This is a genomic window from Lysinibacillus sp. FW12, from assembly GCF_050817245.1.
Lineage (GTDB): Bacteria > Bacillota > Bacilli > Bacillales_A > Planococcaceae > Lysinibacillus > Lysinibacillus irui.
Genome location: NZ_CP139094.1, coordinates 1187727 through 1203167 on the forward strand (window position 1 = coordinate 1187727; position 15441 = coordinate 1203167).

Sequence of the window (15441 nt, forward strand, 5' to 3'; positions counted from 1 at the left end):
TTTTAGAACAGTTCTTATAATAACCTACTCCTTAAAAAAGTACAAGAAAAAAATGCCCCTCGAAAGTTATTTCTTTTTCGAAGGCCATTTTTCAGGTACAGGATCAAAGCCACCAGGGTGGAACGGATGGCATTTGGATACGCGGGTAATAGTTAAGATAAAGCCCTTTATTGCCCCATGCTTTTGAAAAGCTTCTAGTCCATAAGAAGAGCATGTAGGATGGAAACGACAAGTAGGGGGCGTCATCGGTGAAATGAATTTTCGATAAAACTGAATGAGCCAAATAAAGGGGTATTTCATCGTTGTTCATCCTTTTGCTGAGACGTCATTTGTTCAGGCTTTGGATCAATTGTTTGCGTAAAAATATTATTTTTTTTCTTCATAATAATAATGACAGAAAGACCAAACATTAGCATCATCATGGCAATCATAATGATAATTGGTAAAGGTACACCCATTGCTTTCACTCCAAGTTTATATTATTAAAAAGGCTATGTTTATGGCTCTTCTTGATGATTTTGCTTCGGCCTTTCATCGATTGTATGTTTAAAGGCATAAGCACGGTTGACACTAATAATCGTCGCAATTGTAATAACAATAACAATAATAACTGCAATTATTAAGAGCGTAGTTAAACTCATAGTATTCACTCCGTTCTTTGTTCATCATACCTATTATAAATTATAGGGCCTTTTTAATTGTGAAGGAAGTTTGACATTCAAGCGAATAAAACGACTCCTTTCTCTCCATACTATGGAAAAAGGAGTGAATCGTGAGATGGATCGTCAGCGCGTATATTTTTCACTTGCCAATCGAACGTATTATACAAATCCATATGCAGGGCCGTGGAACTTTGAACTGAACGTAGATCGTCAAGCATTAGATGTTTTTGAAAGAATCTTTCAGCAAATGCAGCTGTTAGAAATTTCAAATGCATGGCGTGCCCAGCTACCGTATATACAGTATCACTTAGATAGAGAAAATGATGAAATAGATAAGCGATTAATGAAAATTTATGCACTCGTTCATGAATATGGGGATGATGATACAAAGGCTTTCGTGGAACAGCTTCCTTATTTCAATAAGCGTGTTTAAATAAAAAGGAAAAGGTCACTGAATGGACAGTGACCTCTTTCAATCTTAACTAATGGCTTTTAATATGGTAAAAACCGCTTCTCTCGGCACAATGATAGGTATAGAAAGTTGATCTTTAATAGTATTTTTCATTGTTGAAGAATAGCCCATACAATCAAGAATAAGCAAATCGGCTCCCTTATCTTCTAATAGTCGTGCTTTTGCTAATAGATGTCGAGCATTGAAGTGGTAGGGGGAGCTTGCTGAAAACATTACATTGAACTGTGCTTTTTGCCATTTGTCAGCAACAGTATGTTGTTGTTCAGGCTCAGGACCTATTAAGCCAAGTGTTAATTCTGTATGTAACCCTTTTACTAAATTTGTCATCATACGATCAGGAAGTAATAGATTGTTAGAAGAAAGCTTATTCGTAAAGTCTCCAGTACACATAAGTAATACCCAAGTGAATTCGTGTAGCTTACTAATGCATTGCTGAATATAGGGCATAAGCTTTTGTTTACTTAACTTTACTTGCTCACCATTTGCTAGAAGTGTCACTAAAACATCTGTGTCTTTAATAGCTGGTGATAGCCTAGCAATTTCATCGGAAGAGAGTGAATCAAGTACACCGTATTCTTGAACATGGAGACCGGATTCTCTTAATTGCTGAATATCTTTAGCCATATCTTTGCGAGGGGCTTGACCAATTGTGACAACGGCAATGTTTGAATGTTTCAACGTGCTCACTCCGCTTCGTAATATTTTTTTCCATTTACATAAGTTTGTAAAACCTTTGCTTCTGTTTCAAAAATAGGGTGTGACCAAACAACAAAATCAGCATCCTTGCCTGCCTCCAGACTACCGATTCGGTGATCAAGCTGTACAAGCTTAGCAGCATTTATCGTAATACTTTTAATGGCTGTTTCTTCATCTAAACCATAGCGAATGGCTTCTGTTGCACAATATTTTAAATACTGAATCGGTACAAACGGATGATCCGTCATAATGGCAAAAGGTATATTATGCTCTTTAAAAATAGCTGCAATTGCTGGTGTAGAATGGCGTGTTTCATATTTAGATGGCGTTAGCATATAGGGACCAAGTGTTGCATGAAAGCCACTCTTCTTAACTGCATCGACAATAAGATGACCTTCTGTACAATGTTCTAAGTGAAGCTTTACATTAAATTCTTTGGCGATTCGTATAGCTGTCATAATGTCATCTGCACGGTGGCAGTGAATGCGAAGGGGCATGTCACCCTGTAGCACCTCAATAAATGGGCGTAACTCTGTGTTGTGGTTGATTTGATCCGTTTGTTCTTGTTCATTCAAGCGACTCGCACGTTGGAAACCATCTCGTAAAAGCTGGGCAATAGCCATTCGCGTCATAGGCTTTCTTTTATATTGATTGCCAAAGACATTTTTAGGATTTTCACCTAATGCTCCTTTTAATCCACTTCGCTCTATAAGAACACGGGAGGCGAGGGTAGGTCCTGCTGTTTTAAGGATGCTCCAAATGCCTCCGATAACATTAGCACTGCCTGGCCCAGTTTGCACAGTTGTCACGCCACCTTCCAGCGCATGCTGAAAAGAAAAGTGCCGAATATCTACACTATCTAAAGCATGCATAAGTGGTGTAAAGGGCTCACTATATTCATTGGCATCATTAATATCTTCGGTTACTTCTGCCCATGTTCCGACATGAGCATGAATGTCAATTAATCCAGGAGTGACATATGCTCCTTGTAGATCAATTAATTCAGCATCGGGAGGAGTATCCTTCGCTGGACCAACATAAACAATTCGCCCATCCTCAATCCATAACTGTTCAAAAATATTATTTTGTTCATCGACTGTGAAAATTTTTGCATGGTGATAAATAATCATTCTGTCAACCCTTCTTCCCGTGCATAAACTTTTGTCCCTTTAATATAAGTAGCGACAACTTGGGCGTCTAAATTTAATGGATGCTTATCCCATATGACAAAATCAGCTAGAAGTCCATCACAAATAGCGCCTGTTTTATGGGCTATACCTAGAAAATTAGCAGCCCCTGTTGTTAATGCATACAGAACATCCTGGCGTGTCATTCCTTCTCTTACGGCTAGGCAACCTTCTAAAGTTAGGTGGGATGTACTACTAACAGGGTGATCCGTACAAAAAACAAATGGAATATGTTGATTGGACAGATGGCGGTAAAGTTTTGGCGATAGTGCCATCATCTCATTATGCTCAATATAGCGAAATGTTGGTCCCGCAATGACCGTATTAAAGGATTCCCCCTTAAGTAAAGGAACTTCAGTACCATGAATAATATGAAAATCGAAAATAGTGCCAAATTCTTGTTGAAGTCGTCCAACAAATTCAATATCTACTGCTTTATGGGCCCGAATAACAATTTTTTTAATCCGTGGCTCTTGCTGCTGAATTTGTTGCAATGTTTCCCTTACTATTTTGGCAATTCCCATACGAGTTAATGGCTTTTTCTTTTCAGCAAAAAATGTACTTTTTGCCTGATGGCCGATGGAGAAGGAATAAGCAACATCCTTTATCAGGACCATTTCATCGACCGTTGTATGTGTATGATGGATGATGGCTGTTTTCGCACCAATTAAGCTTTTAGGGGAGGGAACAATGTGCGATGCTGTTACTCCATGAGAGACTGCCTTTTGGAATGCTGCATCAAATGGATAAATGCCATCAACTACAGAATATTGAAGATGGGAATCAAATTCATAACTATCATCGCCCTCCCAGCGAATCCCTATTTCAGCTAAACCAATTTGTGAACAACTGTCGATAAAGCCAGGTGTAATATAATAACCATCTAAATCTATTTCTGTTTCAGTTGTACGAGAAGATTGTTCGAAGTATTGCCCCTGTACTTGAAACGACTGTTTATCAAAGCTACGAGTCTCAGAGTTAAAAACAAGTCCATTTATATATCGAGTCATTCGATCAGATCTCTCCTTATGAAGAGAAAAGCGGAGACAAGATCTCCACTTTTCTAGTTTAATTATTTTGCGATTGATACGTTCGTACCGTTTGGATGCACAATTTGTACGGAATTATCGGCAGAGACCTCAAAGCCCTGTACTTTTTTACTCACACCTGCAACAGTTTGAGTGGCTTCTAATTCGATACGTGGTACATCTGCTAATATTAGTTTTAACGCTTCTTGGTATAATTTTGCTCTTTCTTCTTGAACAACTGTTTCTGATACTGCGCGTTCTAATAATTTATCTACTTCTGGATTACTATAGCCTTTACCATTACCTAAAGCTCCAATTTGATTTGTGTGATATAACTGATAAAGGAAGAAATAAGGATCTGGATACCAAGTCCAGCCCCCAATGTTCATTGGGGCATTTCCTTTTGCTACAGTATCACTGTAAGTACCCCATTCAAGCACTTTAATTTCTACATCAATGTTTAGGTTTTTCTTTAATTGACTTTGGAAAATTGTAGCGTAAGGAACACGTGCTTCTGACACAAAAATCTCTGTTTTGAAGCCATCAGGATAGCCAGCCTCTGCTAATAATTTTTTAGCTTCTTCAGGATTATATTTTGGTACTAAATCAATTAACGATTGATCATACCCCCATGAACCAGGTGGTAATGGTAAGTAAGAAACATCTCCACCACCCCATTGGTTAACCCCAGAAATAATTTCCTCAACATTCGTTGCCATATAAATAGCTTCACGAACACGTTTGTCAGCAGTAGGACCTACCTTATTGTTAAGATCAAGATAAACAATAGATAGACCAGGATTCGTTAAAAGTTCAAGATTGCTATCTTGCTTGATGATTTCACGATTTTGGCCTTTAACATCCATGGCAATATCAATATCACCAGAACGTAATGCATTCGTCATCATGTTTTGATCTGAGATAAACTTCATTGTTAAGTTATCGATATTCGGCTTATCACCCCAATAATTTTCGTGACGAACTAGTTTTACCTCTTGATCTTTTTTCCATTCTTTTAATTGGAATGGACCAGTACCAATGAAGTGTTCAGAGAAGTTATCGCCCCATCCTTCGACCTCTTCTTTTGGAATAACGATATTTCCTGCATCCGTTAGCATAGCAAGGAGTGCAGCATTCGGTGTCGCTAAGTGAATTTCTACTTCATAATCTGATAACACTTTAACTTCCGTCACACCACTTAAACGATTCATAGCGGATTCTTTGGCAGAGCGCTCTAATGAATATTTAACGTCTTCCGCTGTCATGTCACGTCCATCTTGGTATTGACCTTTTTGGAATTTCACACCTTCGCGTAATTTGAACGTATAAACTAACATATCATCAGAAACTTTCCATTCTGTTGCTAAAGATGGAATGATATCAGATAAATCTTTGTTATAAACAACTAAAGTATCACCCATTTGACGCATAACTTGCGATTCATAAACCCCCGTATATTTGATAGGGTCAAATGTTTTGGCATTGGCTGAAAGGCCAATATTTAATGTGCCACCTGCAGTGACTTCTCCATCCTTTTCATCTGCTGAATTACTTTTCTCTGTATTCCCACCACAAGCTGCTAAAACACCAATTACTAAAGTTAAAAAGAGTAGTAGTAAAGATTTTTTTACGTTGATTTTCTTCATATACGCTAGCCTCCTTAATTTATGTTTCACAATATGAACCGTTGATTCAAAAATGGTAGGTTCGACAATAAAATTAGCACACTTGTAAATAGAAAGTAAATACAAAATTAAAAAGATTCAGAAAAAAATATATTTACAAACAATTATTATGTAGTGTAGTATTTGGTTATTCACAATATGAACCACTGATTCTAATAATGAAAAGGAGGTCTTGCATAAGATGGGCTCATTTATTTTAAAAAGGTTAGTGAACCTTATTCCAACACTGCTAGTAGTAGGGATTATCGTCTTTATTATTACGCGAATGATTCCAGGCGATCCAGCTGCAGTTATGCTTGGGCCACAAGCCAGTGTGGAAGATGTAGAAAATTTAAGAGAAGAGCTAGGTTTAAATAAATCAATGCCTTCACAATTTATTTCATATGTAGGAGACTTGGCGCAGTTAAATTTAGGATATTCCTATTCTTATAGTGAGTCTGTCATCGGGCTTATTATCGAAAGATTTCCTAACACAGTCATACTTGCATTAGCAGCTTTGTTAATAGCCGTCATCATCGGAATACCAGCAGGCATCCTAGCGGCTAGAAAGCAAAATACAATCATTGATTATATTGTCATGCTTGTGTCATTAGTAGGTGTATCTATGCCAATTTTTTGGTTGGGGATTATGCTTGTCTTATTTTTCAGTGTCAATCTTGGTTGGTTCCCTGCGACTGGGATGGGGAATATCAGTGATGGTCTTTGGACATATGTGAAGCATTTAATCTTGCCAGCATTTGCTTTAGCAACAATTCCAATGGCGACCTTCGCACGGATTACACGTTCTAGTATGCTAGAGGTTATTTCACAAGATTATATTAAAACAGCTCGATCTAAAGGGATCAAAGAATATTTAGTGATTGGGAAACATGCATTTAAAAATGCGCTAACACCTATTTTAACGGTACTAGGTATGCAAATTTCAAATTTACTTGGTGGGGCGGTTTTAACAGAAACTATTTTTAGTTGGCCTGGTATGGGGCGGTTGATTGTAGACGCTATTGATAAACGTGATTTTGTAGTCGTACAAGGAACTGTCATTTTCATTGCGTTTATCTTTGTGCTTATAAACTTAATCGTCGATGTGCTTTATAAAGTTGTAAATCCTAAGGTCAACTTAGAATCGGATGGGGGAAAAAATAATAATGACTCAAGCAATCGTCAATGAAACGAGAAAAAGAAATACATTGTTGCGGAAGTTGCTAAAAAATAAATTAGCATCAATTGGCTTAATTATTGTAACGTTGATGGGCATTATTGCTATTTTTGCACCTCTGATTGCTACCCATCCACCGAATGAAATGCTTGTTGGTAAATCATTTTTACCTATGAATACCGAAGGACATTTACTAGGAACAGATAACTATGGTCGTGATTTGTTTAGTCGGTTAGTTTATGGTACTCGAATTTCAATGATTGTTGGCATTGCAGCAGTGTTATTTGGCGCTGTGTTTGGCACGTTATTAGGCTTAGTTGCAGGATATTTTGGTGGTCGTATTGATTCTATTATCATGCGCACAATGGATGGTCTTTTCGCATTTCCATTCATTTTACTAGCGATTACGTTAATGACGGTATTAGGACAAGGGCTTGTCAATGTTATTGTTGCCATTGGTATTGCTAATATCCCAGGGTTCGCAAGGCTTGTTCGTGGCCAAGTATTAAGCGTTAAAGAGGAAGAATTTATCGAAGTCACTCATTCTTTAGGCGCTACACATAGACGGGTAATTTTTAGTCATATACTACCGAATTGTTTAGCACCATTAATTGTTTACGGAACGATGAGTACAGCAGGCGCTATTATTTCAGAGGCAGCCCTTAGCTTTTTAGGTTTAGGGGTTCAACCACCAACCGCTTCCTGGGGCAGTATTTTAAAGGATGGTAAAGACTTTTTAGTATTAAACCCCCAAATGGCAACATTTTCAGGTATTTGTATTTTACTAACAGTTCTTGGTATTAACCTTTTAGGTGATGGATTGCGCGATGCATTAGATCCGAAAATGAAAGTCTAATGGAAGGGGGTGGAGTCATGACTGAACGTTTACTAGATGTAGAAAATTTAACAGTAGAATTTAAAAGTAGCGGCTCTACGATGAAAGCTGTCAATGGAGTTAATTTACAATTAAATAAGAAGGAAACATTAGGTATTGTGGGAGAGTCAGGGTCAGGAAAGAGTGTGACTGCTACTGCTCTTATGCGTTTAATTCCATCTCCGCCAGGAAAGATAACGAATGGAAAAATTCAATTCAATGGCCGTGATTTAATGGCTATTTCTGAGAAAGAAATGCGTAATGTACGGGGCAATGAAATGTCGATGATTTTCCAAGATCCAATTACAAGCTTGAATCCTGTACTAACCGTGGGCAATCAAATTATAGAGGTCATCCAAGCACATGAAAATATATCGAAAAAGGATGCTGCTTTCAAAGCTGTAGATATGTTGAAAATGGTAGGCATTCCTGAACCTGAAAAGCGTTTGAAAATGTATCCACATGAATTTTCAGGTGGAATGCGTCAACGTGTCATGATTGCTATTGCACTTGCTTGTAATCCAAAGCTACTCATTGCCGATGAACCAACAACTGCACTAGATGTAACCGTGCAGGCTCAAATTCTTGATTTGATGAAGAAATTACAGCAAGAACATGATACAGCCATCATTATGATTACGCATGATTTAGGTGTCGTTTGGGAGCTTTGTGACAAAGTAAATGTCATGTATGCAGGACGTACTGTGGAATCTACAACGACAAGACAACTCTATGAAAAACCGTTACATCCTTATACTTGGGGATTATTAGAATCTCAAATTACAATGGGCACACAAGGTCAACAAAGATTACCAGCCATTCCTGGTAGTCCGCCAGATTTAACTATGCCACATAGCGGCTGCCATTTCTCAGCACGGTGTCCTTTAGCAACAGATCTTTGCCGTAGTACTGTTCCTGACTTAGTGGAAGTGCAGGATAATCATTTTGTGGCTTGTCATTTACAATCAAAAGAACAAATTGTCGCAAGGAAGGAGGGAATTTTTAATGCAACAGCACAATGAACTTGTTTTAAAGGTAAGTAATTTAAAAAAGCACTTTCCAATTAAAAGTTCAATTCCTTTTAAAAAATCGACTCAATTTGTGAAAGCAGTAGATGGCGTAAGTTTTGAGTTATATAAAGGAGAGACACTTGGGATTGTTGGCGAGTCGGGTTGTGGTAAATCAACGGTTGCCCGTTTAATCAACCAGCTGATTTCACCAACGGAGGGAGTCGTGGAGTTTAAGGGAACAGATTTAGCTAGTTTAAATACAAAGGATATCCGTTCTGCCCGAAAATCGATACAAATGGTTTTCCAAAATCCTTATGCATCACTGGATCCTCGTAAAACAATTGAATATCTCATTGCAGAGCCTTTAGTCATCCATGGTATGGGTGATGAAGCATCACGCAAAAAGCGTGTCATTGAATTACTTGAAACAGTGGGATTAAGTGCATACCATGCAAAACGTCATCCACATGAATTTTCGGGTGGTCAAAGACAACGCATTAATATTGCTCGTGCCCTTGCACTCAATCCAGATATTGTTGTATGTGATGAACCTGTTTCAGCGTTAGATGTTTCCGTCCAAGCACAGGTTATCAATCTATTAAAAGATTTACAGAGAGATTTCGGCTTAACCTATATATTTATCTCACATGATCTAAATGTCGTGAATTATATGTGTGATCGCATTGCAGTTATGTATTTAGGTAAAATTGTGGAAATTGGCACATACAAGGAAATTTATGAAAGCCCTCAACATCCATATACACAAGCCCTGTTATCAGCCATTCCTAAGGAAAATCCTTTCGATTCAAAGGAACGGATTATTTTATCGGGTGATGTTCCGAGTCCGGTAAATCCTCCGAGTGGCTGTGCATTCCATAAGCGTTGTCGCTTTGCTACAGAAAAATGTGCAAAGGTCCAACCTACACTTGATACAGTGACAGCGACACATCAAGTATCATGTCATTTATTCAAGTCAATACAGCAAGAAGTATCATCGATATAAATAAAATTTAGTTAATAGAAAAAGGAGCGGACTAATTATGTCATTGAAGCATGTTATTGAATTATACGAGGTAATGGATAGTATCAATGTAAATGGAGAAACAATTAAAGAGTATTTACACGATATTGATTCAAAAGCAGATGTCAAAGTAAAAACGATTCAAGGTGAAAGTGGCTCAACAGATTTTGTTCGCGTTCTAGTGAAAGGAAAGAATGGTAAATCCTCAGGTGGGAATGCACCTACATTAGGAATTATTGGTCGTTTAGGGGGTATTGGAGCACGCCCTGAAATGACAGGCTTTGTATCGGATGGAGATGGCGCTCTAGCATGTATGGCAGGAGCAGCTAAAGCCATTGATATGGCCCTTAAGGGTGATCAGTTAGAAGGAGATGTTATTTTCTCGACGCATATTTGTCCAACAGCACCAACCTTACCACATGAGCCGGTGCCATTTATGAACTCACCGGTGGATATTAGTGTCATGAACGAAAATGAAGTAGAAGATACGATGGATGCGATTCTCTCGATTGATACAACAAAAGGCAATCAAGTGTGTAACCATAAAGGGTTTGCTATTACACCAACAGTCAAAGAAGGTTACATATTGAAAATTAGTGATGATCTTTTACATGCTTATACGCAATCAGCAGGAATTTCACCAGTTGTACTGCCGATTACGATGCAAGATATTACACCTTATGGAAATGGTCTATATCATATTAATAGTATTTTACAACCAGCTGTTGCAACATCCAGCCCTGTTGTTGGTGTGGCGATTACTACAGAATCTGTCGTGGCAGGCTGTGCGACAGGTGCAACACATGTTACAGATGTTGAAAGTGTTGTGCGATTTGTCTTGGAAGTAGCAAAAACATACGGTGCTAAGAAGTGCTCCTTCTATGATGAAGAACAATTTACCCATATGAAAAATTTATATGGTAGTATGAGTCACTTACAAACGAAAGGAAATGAGGTGCACACACATGAATGATTTACAAGCACTGAAAATGCAATTACTCGATGCAGTCGAAAATCATCAAGATGAATTAATTGAATTTTGTTCAAAACTTATTCAAATTCCCAGTGTCAACCCTCCAGGAGATACGACTGAAATAACAGCCTTTATCGAAAATTATTTACATGAAGTGGGCATTACGTACCAAAAATATGAAGCTGCAGATAAAATGTTTAACTTGGTTGCCTCTATTGGTAATGGTGAAGGAAAAGAACTTGTTTATTGTGGTCATACAGATGTTGTACCTGTGGGCGATTTATCGAAGTGGGATTTCGATCCATTCTCAGGAGAGGTAAAGGATGGCTGGATGCTTGGTCGTGGTGCAAGTGATATGAAAGCTGGTTTAGCGGGTATTATTTTTGCGACAAAGCTACTGAAGAAAATGGATATTGAATTACCAGGCAAATTAACGTTGGCGATCGTACCAGATGAAGAAACGGGTGGAGAATATGGTGTTCCTTGGTTGTTAGAACGAAGTTTAGTAAAAGGAGATGGCTGTTTAATTGCAGAGCCGTCTTCACCGTTGAATCCTACAATCGGACAAAAGGGCTCTTACTGGTTTGAATTAGAAGTACGTGGGGAACCAGGACATGGAAGTCTATCTCCTTTAGCTGGACGAAATGCTATTGTCGATGCCATTCGAGCTATTCAAGAGATTCGTACATTATGGGATATGGACATTTCCATTCCTGAAGAAGTACAGCCACTTATCGAAGTATCAAAGAAATACATGCGTGAGGTGGAGAAAGATCGATTGAAATATCAAGATGTTTTAGAGAAAATTACTGTAAATATTGGTACAATTGAGGGAGGTACGAAGTCCAACGTTATCCCAGATTATTGTAAGGTACAGGTTGATTGTCGCTTACCTTTTGGTATTACACAAGAACAAGTAACAGAAATTTTGAAGAATAAACTAGATAGTTTAGCTATCGATTATTCGATTCAACGTTTTGGCTTCAAAAGCGTAGCGAATTATACGCCAGCTGAAAATCCTGTGTGTCAATCGATTGTGGACAATATTTCATTTGTTACAGGTCAAGAGGCATATGGTGTGATGCAATGGGCAAGCAGTGATGCTCGACATTTCAGACAATATGACATTCCTGTATTACAATATGGTCCAGCGTATTTGCCAAGTATTCATGGTTATAATGAAAAAGTGCGTGTTGAGGATATCGTACGCTGTGCAAAAGTATATATTACTGCTGCTGTTGATTTCCTATATCAAAAGTAAGAGATTAGCTACTCTCTTACTTTTGATAAAGTGATATCAGGTGCTGACGGCTGCTAAATCTTTCAATTATTCCCCCTTAAGCGAAAGATTTGCAGCCGTTTGTACAGATAAATAGATCAGAAGGATGAGAGATATGCTAAAGACGTTAAATTTATCAATTGCAGTTTTAAAAATGTTTACAAAGGAAAAGCCCACATGGGGCGGAAGAGAGTTAGCAATGGCGATGAATATGAATCATACAAATTTATATCGCATTCTTGAAACCTTTGAAAATAATGGCTTTATTACGAAAGATCCCGTAACTAAAAAATACTCACTTGGTATTGCATTATGGGAAATTGGTATGAATATGTATGATTCATTAAACATAGATCAGCTATGTATGCCAGTTCTTGATCAATTAAAGGATGTCACTGGTGAAACTGCTATTTTTACAGTTTTGAATGGACTGGAAGCGTTAACATTACTAAAAGCAGAACCTGTAAATAAGGTGAAATTTACTGTTTCAAGAGGGAGTAGGTCGCCGCTTTACGTAGGGGCCTCCTATCGCTCTATGCTTGCATTCCTAAATGAAGAGCAAATTGCAAAGGTTATTGACGAACCCTTAAAAGCCTATACAAATAATACAATGACAGATGCCAATGAAATACGGGCAGAGCTTGAAAAAATACGTGCATGTGGTTATGCACTAAGTAATAGTGAATACTCTGTCGACGTCTTGGCGCTCGCTATGCCAATATTCAATAGTGAAGAACAGGTTGTCGCCTCGATTACTGTTTCGGGACCCATCTATCGTTTTACCGAGGAACGTGTTCCAGAGGTGTTAGGCCCTTTAACAGAGGCCAGAAATGAAATAGAAGGAATTATTCGGAGATATCATTTGAATTTTAATTAAGGAGTCCTATTATGCAACATTTACATGACATTGCACTTACTATCTTAAAAGGTAATTTAAATGTTCAATCATCAGAAACATTATTGATTTTGACGGATATTCACAAGCAAGACATTGCGAAAATTTTTTATGAAGCTGGGCTGACGATTACAGCTAAGACAATGTTTATGGTCATGCCGTTACTAGAAAAATCTGGTCAGGAGCCAATCATTGCAGTATCGACACTTATGGCTAATGCTGATGTTACGCTTTGTATTACCTCACATTCCTTAACTCATACAGCGGCACGTAAAAATGCCTGTGAGCATGGTGGACGCGTAGCGACAATGCCAGGTGTTACATTGGAGATGCTTGAGCAAGGTGCACTTCATGCAAATGCACAGGAAATAGAAGAGTTGGTGGGAAAATATGTCCAACTACTCGATGCGGCAAACGATATTCGAATTGTTAAAGGTGGACATGAGTTGACCTTCAGTGTAGAAAAACGTGTAGGAATTCCCTCTACAGGTATCATTCGTCAAGCAGGGGAGCACGGGAATATCCCTTCAGGAGAATCCTATATTGCCCCAATCGAAACATCTGCAAATGGCGAAATTTTAGTGGATGGTTCAATTGCTAATATTGGTGTTCTAAAGGAGCCATTATTATTAAAAATCAAGAATGGACGTTTAGAAGAGGCAATTGGCCCAGATGGTCCACAATTACTGCAACTACTGGGCGAAGGTAATGGTAGAGTAATCGCAGAGTTTGGCATCGGAGCCAATAAAAGTGCAATCCTATGTGGTAATGTATTAGAGGATGAAAAGGTGTATGGAACAATCCATATTGCATTTGGCAGTAATGTGCCATTTGGTGGGGCAAATGCGGCAGATGTTCATATTGATTGTGTTGTAAAAAGTCCTGTTGTTTATTTTGATGGGAAGCAAGTAATCTAAGCGAAAGCGTGTCTTCGTATGAAGCACGCTTTTTTGCTTGCTGTAATTTAGAGTTGCTTGTCTTTGTTGGATTACACTATAGTTAACATAGATAAGCTAGAGGATGATAATAATTAACATCTAGTGTCCATTATAAAAAGGAATCAACGAGAGATTCTGTCCATAAAATAGGAGCAATGAGTGAGTGTTGCTTCTGTTTTCATCAAGAAAGAACGTGAGGGTGAAACTATGCTAACATTTACAGATTTACATGGCCTACAAGTCGATTTAAGTTTTTCAAGAGGGGAATTTGAAGTAGAGCCCAAGCATGTCCTTGTTTTTTTAAAGCATGAAAATAAATGGCTATGTACCATCCATAAACGACGTGGTGTAGAGGTGCCAGGGGGCAAATTAGAGGAGGGCGAAACCTTAGAGGAGGCAGCTATTCGGGAAGTTTTTGAGGAGACGGGTGTCCATGTGAAAAATCTGCAATGGTTCGCAGAATATGCGGTTCACGATGAAGTGAAATTTTGTAAAACAGTTTTTACTGCACAATTTGCAGGTCAAGAGCATATTGAATTTGATCTAGAAACATCGGGCATGCTTTGGTTAACAGATGAAGAATTCATCCATCATCCTAACTTAAGCTTTCATATGAAGGATGAGGGCATGAGAAAAATGCTGGAGGAGTTGAAACATCGTGACAAACAATGGTGAAATTGTAGAAAAGCGAGCCTATCCTTCACCAAATCCAGCCATACGGTTAACTGAAATAACTTATTTATCACAGGGTTTACGTATAAAAGGATTATTAGCAGAGCCAAAGGCAGAAGGTACATATGATGGCTTTTTATATTTAAGAGGGGGCATGCAAAGCATTGGAATGGTAAGACCATCACGTATTGCTCAATTTGCAGCTCAGGGCTTTATTGTGTTTGCTCCATACTATCGTGGAAATCGTGGTGGAGAAGGTCGTGACGAATTTGCAGGTGCAGACCGTTACGATGCAGTCTATGCTGTAGATGTTCTCAAACAATTTTGCAATGATAATATACATGTTTTTGGTTTTTCCCGTGGGGGAATTATGGCTCTTTGGACAGCTATTTTAAGAAAGGATATCACCTCTGTCGTCACATGGGCAGGTGTTTCTGATGCAACAGCTACTTATTGGGAGCGAACAGATATGCGAAGAATGATGAAACGGGTGATTGGAGGAACACCGAATCGTGTACCTGAAGCTTATGATGCACGAACACCGCTTTTCGAAGTTGAGCAAATAACAGCTCCAGTATTAATTATCCATGGCTATCGGGATGAAAATGTTGATATCGAACATGCTAGACAATTGGCCTTTTTCTTAGACGAGGCTAATAAAACATACGAAACATGGTATGACCCTAACTATGCCCATCAATACCCACCTGCTAAAAATCGAGAAACCGTCCGCGCTCTTTGCCAATGGATGAAACAACAATAATTGAAACAAAGAAAATTGAAGTATGTAATTTGAGAGAACAAGAAGGCTTCTTGTTCAAAGTGGCAAGGCGAGGGGTTGATTTCCGTTCCGCCGGCGTCCTTTCCAGGGGGCGTCCGATAAGCCGCTTCAC

18 protein-coding genes are annotated in these 15441 nt (G+C 38.5%); 11 read left to right on the forward strand and 7 right to left on the reverse strand.

What is annotated here, in order from left to right; translation table 11 throughout:
* Window positions 1–66: 66 nt before the first annotated feature.
* The 3 genes from yidD to ytzI are packed head-to-tail and all read right to left on the reverse strand — an operon-like array spanning window position 67 to window position 641.
* Complete coding sequence (gene yidD, locus SJW71_RS06150) at window positions 67–300, reverse strand: membrane protein insertion efficiency factor YidD (protein WP_274794178.1); 234 nt, start codon at window positions 298–300, stop codon at window positions 67–69.
* Complete coding sequence (locus SJW71_RS06155; protein WP_274794177.1) at window positions 297–458, reverse strand: hypothetical protein; 162 nt, start codon at window positions 456–458, stop codon at window positions 297–299. The genes yidD and SJW71_RS06155 overlap by 4 nt, the downstream gene beginning before the upstream one ends.
* 39 nt (window positions 459–497) lie before the next feature.
* Window positions 498–641 (reverse strand): YtzI protein, encoded by a 144-nt coding sequence (gene ytzI, locus SJW71_RS06160; protein WP_274794176.1) that lies wholly within the window; start codon window positions 639–641, stop codon window positions 498–500.
* Window positions 642–777: 136 nt separating this feature from the next.
* Between ytzI and SJW71_RS06165 the strand changes: the two genes are divergently transcribed.
* Window positions 778–1095 (forward strand): hypothetical protein, encoded by a 318-nt coding sequence (locus SJW71_RS06165; RefSeq protein WP_016992524.1) that lies wholly within the window; start codon window positions 778–780, stop codon window positions 1093–1095.
* Window positions 1096–1140: 45 nt separating this feature from the next.
* Here the strand turns inward: SJW71_RS06165 and SJW71_RS06170 are convergent, their stop codons facing one another.
* The 4 genes from SJW71_RS06170 to SJW71_RS06185 all read right to left on the reverse strand — a co-directional run bounded on the left by SJW71_RS06170 (window position 1141) and on the right by SJW71_RS06185 (window position 5691).
* The gene (locus tag SJW71_RS06170) at window positions 1141–1812 is read right to left on the reverse strand and encodes an AroM family protein (protein WP_431811863.1); all 672 of its coding nucleotides are present in this window, start codon (window positions 1810–1812) and stop codon (window positions 1141–1143) included.
* Between the two features lie 5 nt (window positions 1813–1817).
* Window positions 1818–2960, reverse strand: coding sequence for an amidohydrolase (locus SJW71_RS06175; RefSeq protein WP_322606004.1), 1143 nt, complete (start codon window positions 2958–2960; stop codon window positions 1818–1820).
* Window positions 2957–4027 carry an amidohydrolase family protein gene (locus SJW71_RS06180; RefSeq protein WP_431811864.1) on the reverse strand — a complete coding sequence of 357 codons (1071 nt, stop codon included), beginning with the start codon at window positions 4025–4027 and terminating at the stop codon, window positions 2957–2959. Before SJW71_RS06180 ends, SJW71_RS06175 begins: the two co-directional genes overlap by 4 nt.
* 62 nt (window positions 4028–4089) lie before the next feature.
* Window positions 4090–5691: an ABC transporter substrate-binding protein gene (locus tag SJW71_RS06185; RefSeq protein ID WP_431811865.1), complete on the reverse strand. Its 1602-nt coding sequence runs from the start codon at window positions 5689–5691 to the stop codon at window positions 4090–4092.
* A gap of 220 nt (window positions 5692–5911) precedes the next feature.
* Between SJW71_RS06185 and SJW71_RS06190 the strand changes: the two genes are divergently transcribed.
* The 10 genes from SJW71_RS06190 to SJW71_RS06235 all read left to right on the forward strand — a co-directional run bounded on the left by SJW71_RS06190 (window position 5912) and on the right by SJW71_RS06235 (window position 15311).
* Window positions 5912–6898, forward strand: coding sequence for an ABC transporter permease (locus tag SJW71_RS06190; RefSeq protein WP_431811866.1), 987 nt, complete (start codon window positions 5912–5914; stop codon window positions 6896–6898).
* The gene (locus tag SJW71_RS06195) at window positions 6876–7742 is read left to right on the forward strand and encodes an ABC transporter permease (protein ID WP_274794170.1); all 867 of its coding nucleotides are present in this window, start codon (window positions 6876–6878) and stop codon (window positions 7740–7742) included. The genes SJW71_RS06190 and SJW71_RS06195 overlap by 23 nt, the downstream gene beginning before the upstream one ends.
* 17 nt (window positions 7743–7759) lie before the next feature.
* Window positions 7760–8782, forward strand: a complete 1023-nt coding sequence (locus tag SJW71_RS06200; RefSeq protein ID WP_274794169.1) for an ABC transporter ATP-binding protein — start codon at window positions 7760–7762, stop codon at window positions 8780–8782.
* Entirely contained in the window at window positions 8766–9773 is a 1008-nt protein-coding gene (locus tag SJW71_RS06205; RefSeq protein ID WP_274794168.1) for an ABC transporter ATP-binding protein, read from the forward strand. The genes SJW71_RS06200 and SJW71_RS06205 overlap by 17 nt, the downstream gene beginning before the upstream one ends.
* A 37-nt stretch (window positions 9774–9810) precedes the next feature.
* Window positions 9811–10764 carry a DUF1177 domain-containing protein gene (locus tag SJW71_RS06210; RefSeq protein WP_274794167.1) on the forward strand — a complete coding sequence of 318 codons (954 nt, stop codon included), beginning with the start codon at window positions 9811–9813 and terminating at the stop codon, window positions 10762–10764.
* On the forward strand, window positions 10757–12025 hold the full coding sequence (locus tag SJW71_RS06215) for a M20 family metallopeptidase (protein WP_274794166.1): 1269 nt from the start codon (window positions 10757–10759) through the stop codon (window positions 12023–12025). Before SJW71_RS06210 ends, SJW71_RS06215 begins: the two co-directional genes overlap by 8 nt.
* Window positions 12026–12158: 133 nt before the next feature.
* Window positions 12159–12920 carry an IclR family transcriptional regulator gene (locus SJW71_RS06220; RefSeq protein ID WP_274794165.1) on the forward strand — a complete coding sequence of 254 codons (762 nt, stop codon included), beginning with the start codon at window positions 12159–12161 and terminating at the stop codon, window positions 12918–12920.
* Between the two features lie 11 nt (window positions 12921–12931).
* Complete coding sequence (locus SJW71_RS06225; RefSeq protein WP_274794164.1) at window positions 12932–13855, forward strand: aminopeptidase; 924 nt, start codon at window positions 12932–12934, stop codon at window positions 13853–13855.
* Between the two features lie 228 nt (window positions 13856–14083).
* Complete coding sequence (locus SJW71_RS06230; protein ID WP_274797370.1) at window positions 14084–14551, forward strand: NUDIX domain-containing protein; 468 nt, start codon at window positions 14084–14086, stop codon at window positions 14549–14551.
* Window positions 14535–15311 carry an alpha/beta hydrolase family protein gene (locus SJW71_RS06235; RefSeq protein ID WP_274794163.1) on the forward strand — a complete coding sequence of 259 codons (777 nt, stop codon included), beginning with the start codon at window positions 14535–14537 and terminating at the stop codon, window positions 15309–15311. The genes SJW71_RS06230 and SJW71_RS06235 overlap by 17 nt, the downstream gene beginning before the upstream one ends.
* Window positions 15312–15441: the final 130 nt, after the last annotated feature.

What these genes read in the sequence shown, in the direction of transcription:
- yidD (WP_274794178.1), bottom strand. Translation starts at nt 300, where the DNA reads ATGAAATACCCCTTTATTTGGCTCATTCAGTTTTATCGAAAATTCATT.
- ytzI (WP_274794176.1), bottom strand. Translation starts at nt 641, where the DNA reads ATGAGTTTAACTACGCTCTTAATAATTGCAGTTATTATTGTTATTGTT.
- SJW71_RS06205 (WP_274794168.1), top strand. Translation starts at nt 8,766, where the DNA reads ATGCAACAGCACAATGAACTTGTTTTAAAGGTAAGTAATTTAAAAAAG.
- SJW71_RS06220 (WP_274794165.1), top strand. Translation starts at nt 12,159, where the DNA reads ATGCTAAAGACGTTAAATTTATCAATTGCAGTTTTAAAAATGTTTACA.
- SJW71_RS06225 (WP_274794164.1), top strand. Translation starts at nt 12,932, where the DNA reads ATGCAACATTTACATGACATTGCACTTACTATCTTAAAAGGTAATTTA.
- SJW71_RS06190 (WP_431811866.1), top strand. Translation starts at nt 5,912, where the DNA reads ATGGGCTCATTTATTTTAAAAAGGTTAGTGAACCTTATTCCAACACTG.
- SJW71_RS06175 (WP_322606004.1), bottom strand. Translation starts at nt 2,960, where the DNA reads ATGATTATTTATCACCATGCAAAAATTTTCACAGTCGATGAACAAAAT.
- SJW71_RS06200 (WP_274794169.1), top strand. Translation starts at nt 7,760, where the DNA reads ATGACTGAACGTTTACTAGATGTAGAAAATTTAACAGTAGAATTTAAA.
- SJW71_RS06180 (WP_431811864.1), bottom strand. Translation starts at nt 4,027, where the DNA reads ATGACTCGATATATAAATGGACTTGTTTTTAACTCTGAGACTCGTAGC.
- SJW71_RS06185 (WP_431811865.1), bottom strand. Translation starts at nt 5,691, where the DNA reads ATGAAGAAAATCAACGTAAAAAAATCTTTACTACTACTCTTTTTAACT.
- SJW71_RS06210 (WP_274794167.1), top strand. Translation starts at nt 9,811, where the DNA reads ATGTCATTGAAGCATGTTATTGAATTATACGAGGTAATGGATAGTATC.
- SJW71_RS06230 (WP_274797370.1), top strand. Translation starts at nt 14,084, where the DNA reads ATGCTAACATTTACAGATTTACATGGCCTACAAGTCGATTTAAGTTTT.
- SJW71_RS06155 (WP_274794177.1), bottom strand. Translation starts at nt 458, where the DNA reads ATGGGTGTACCTTTACCAATTATCATTATGATTGCCATGATGATGCTA.
- SJW71_RS06195 (WP_274794170.1), top strand. Translation starts at nt 6,876, where the DNA reads ATGACTCAAGCAATCGTCAATGAAACGAGAAAAAGAAATACATTGTTG.
- SJW71_RS06165 (WP_016992524.1), top strand. Translation starts at nt 778, where the DNA reads ATGGATCGTCAGCGCGTATATTTTTCACTTGCCAATCGAACGTATTAT.
- SJW71_RS06215 (WP_274794166.1), top strand. Translation starts at nt 10,757, where the DNA reads ATGAATGATTTACAAGCACTGAAAATGCAATTACTCGATGCAGTCGAA.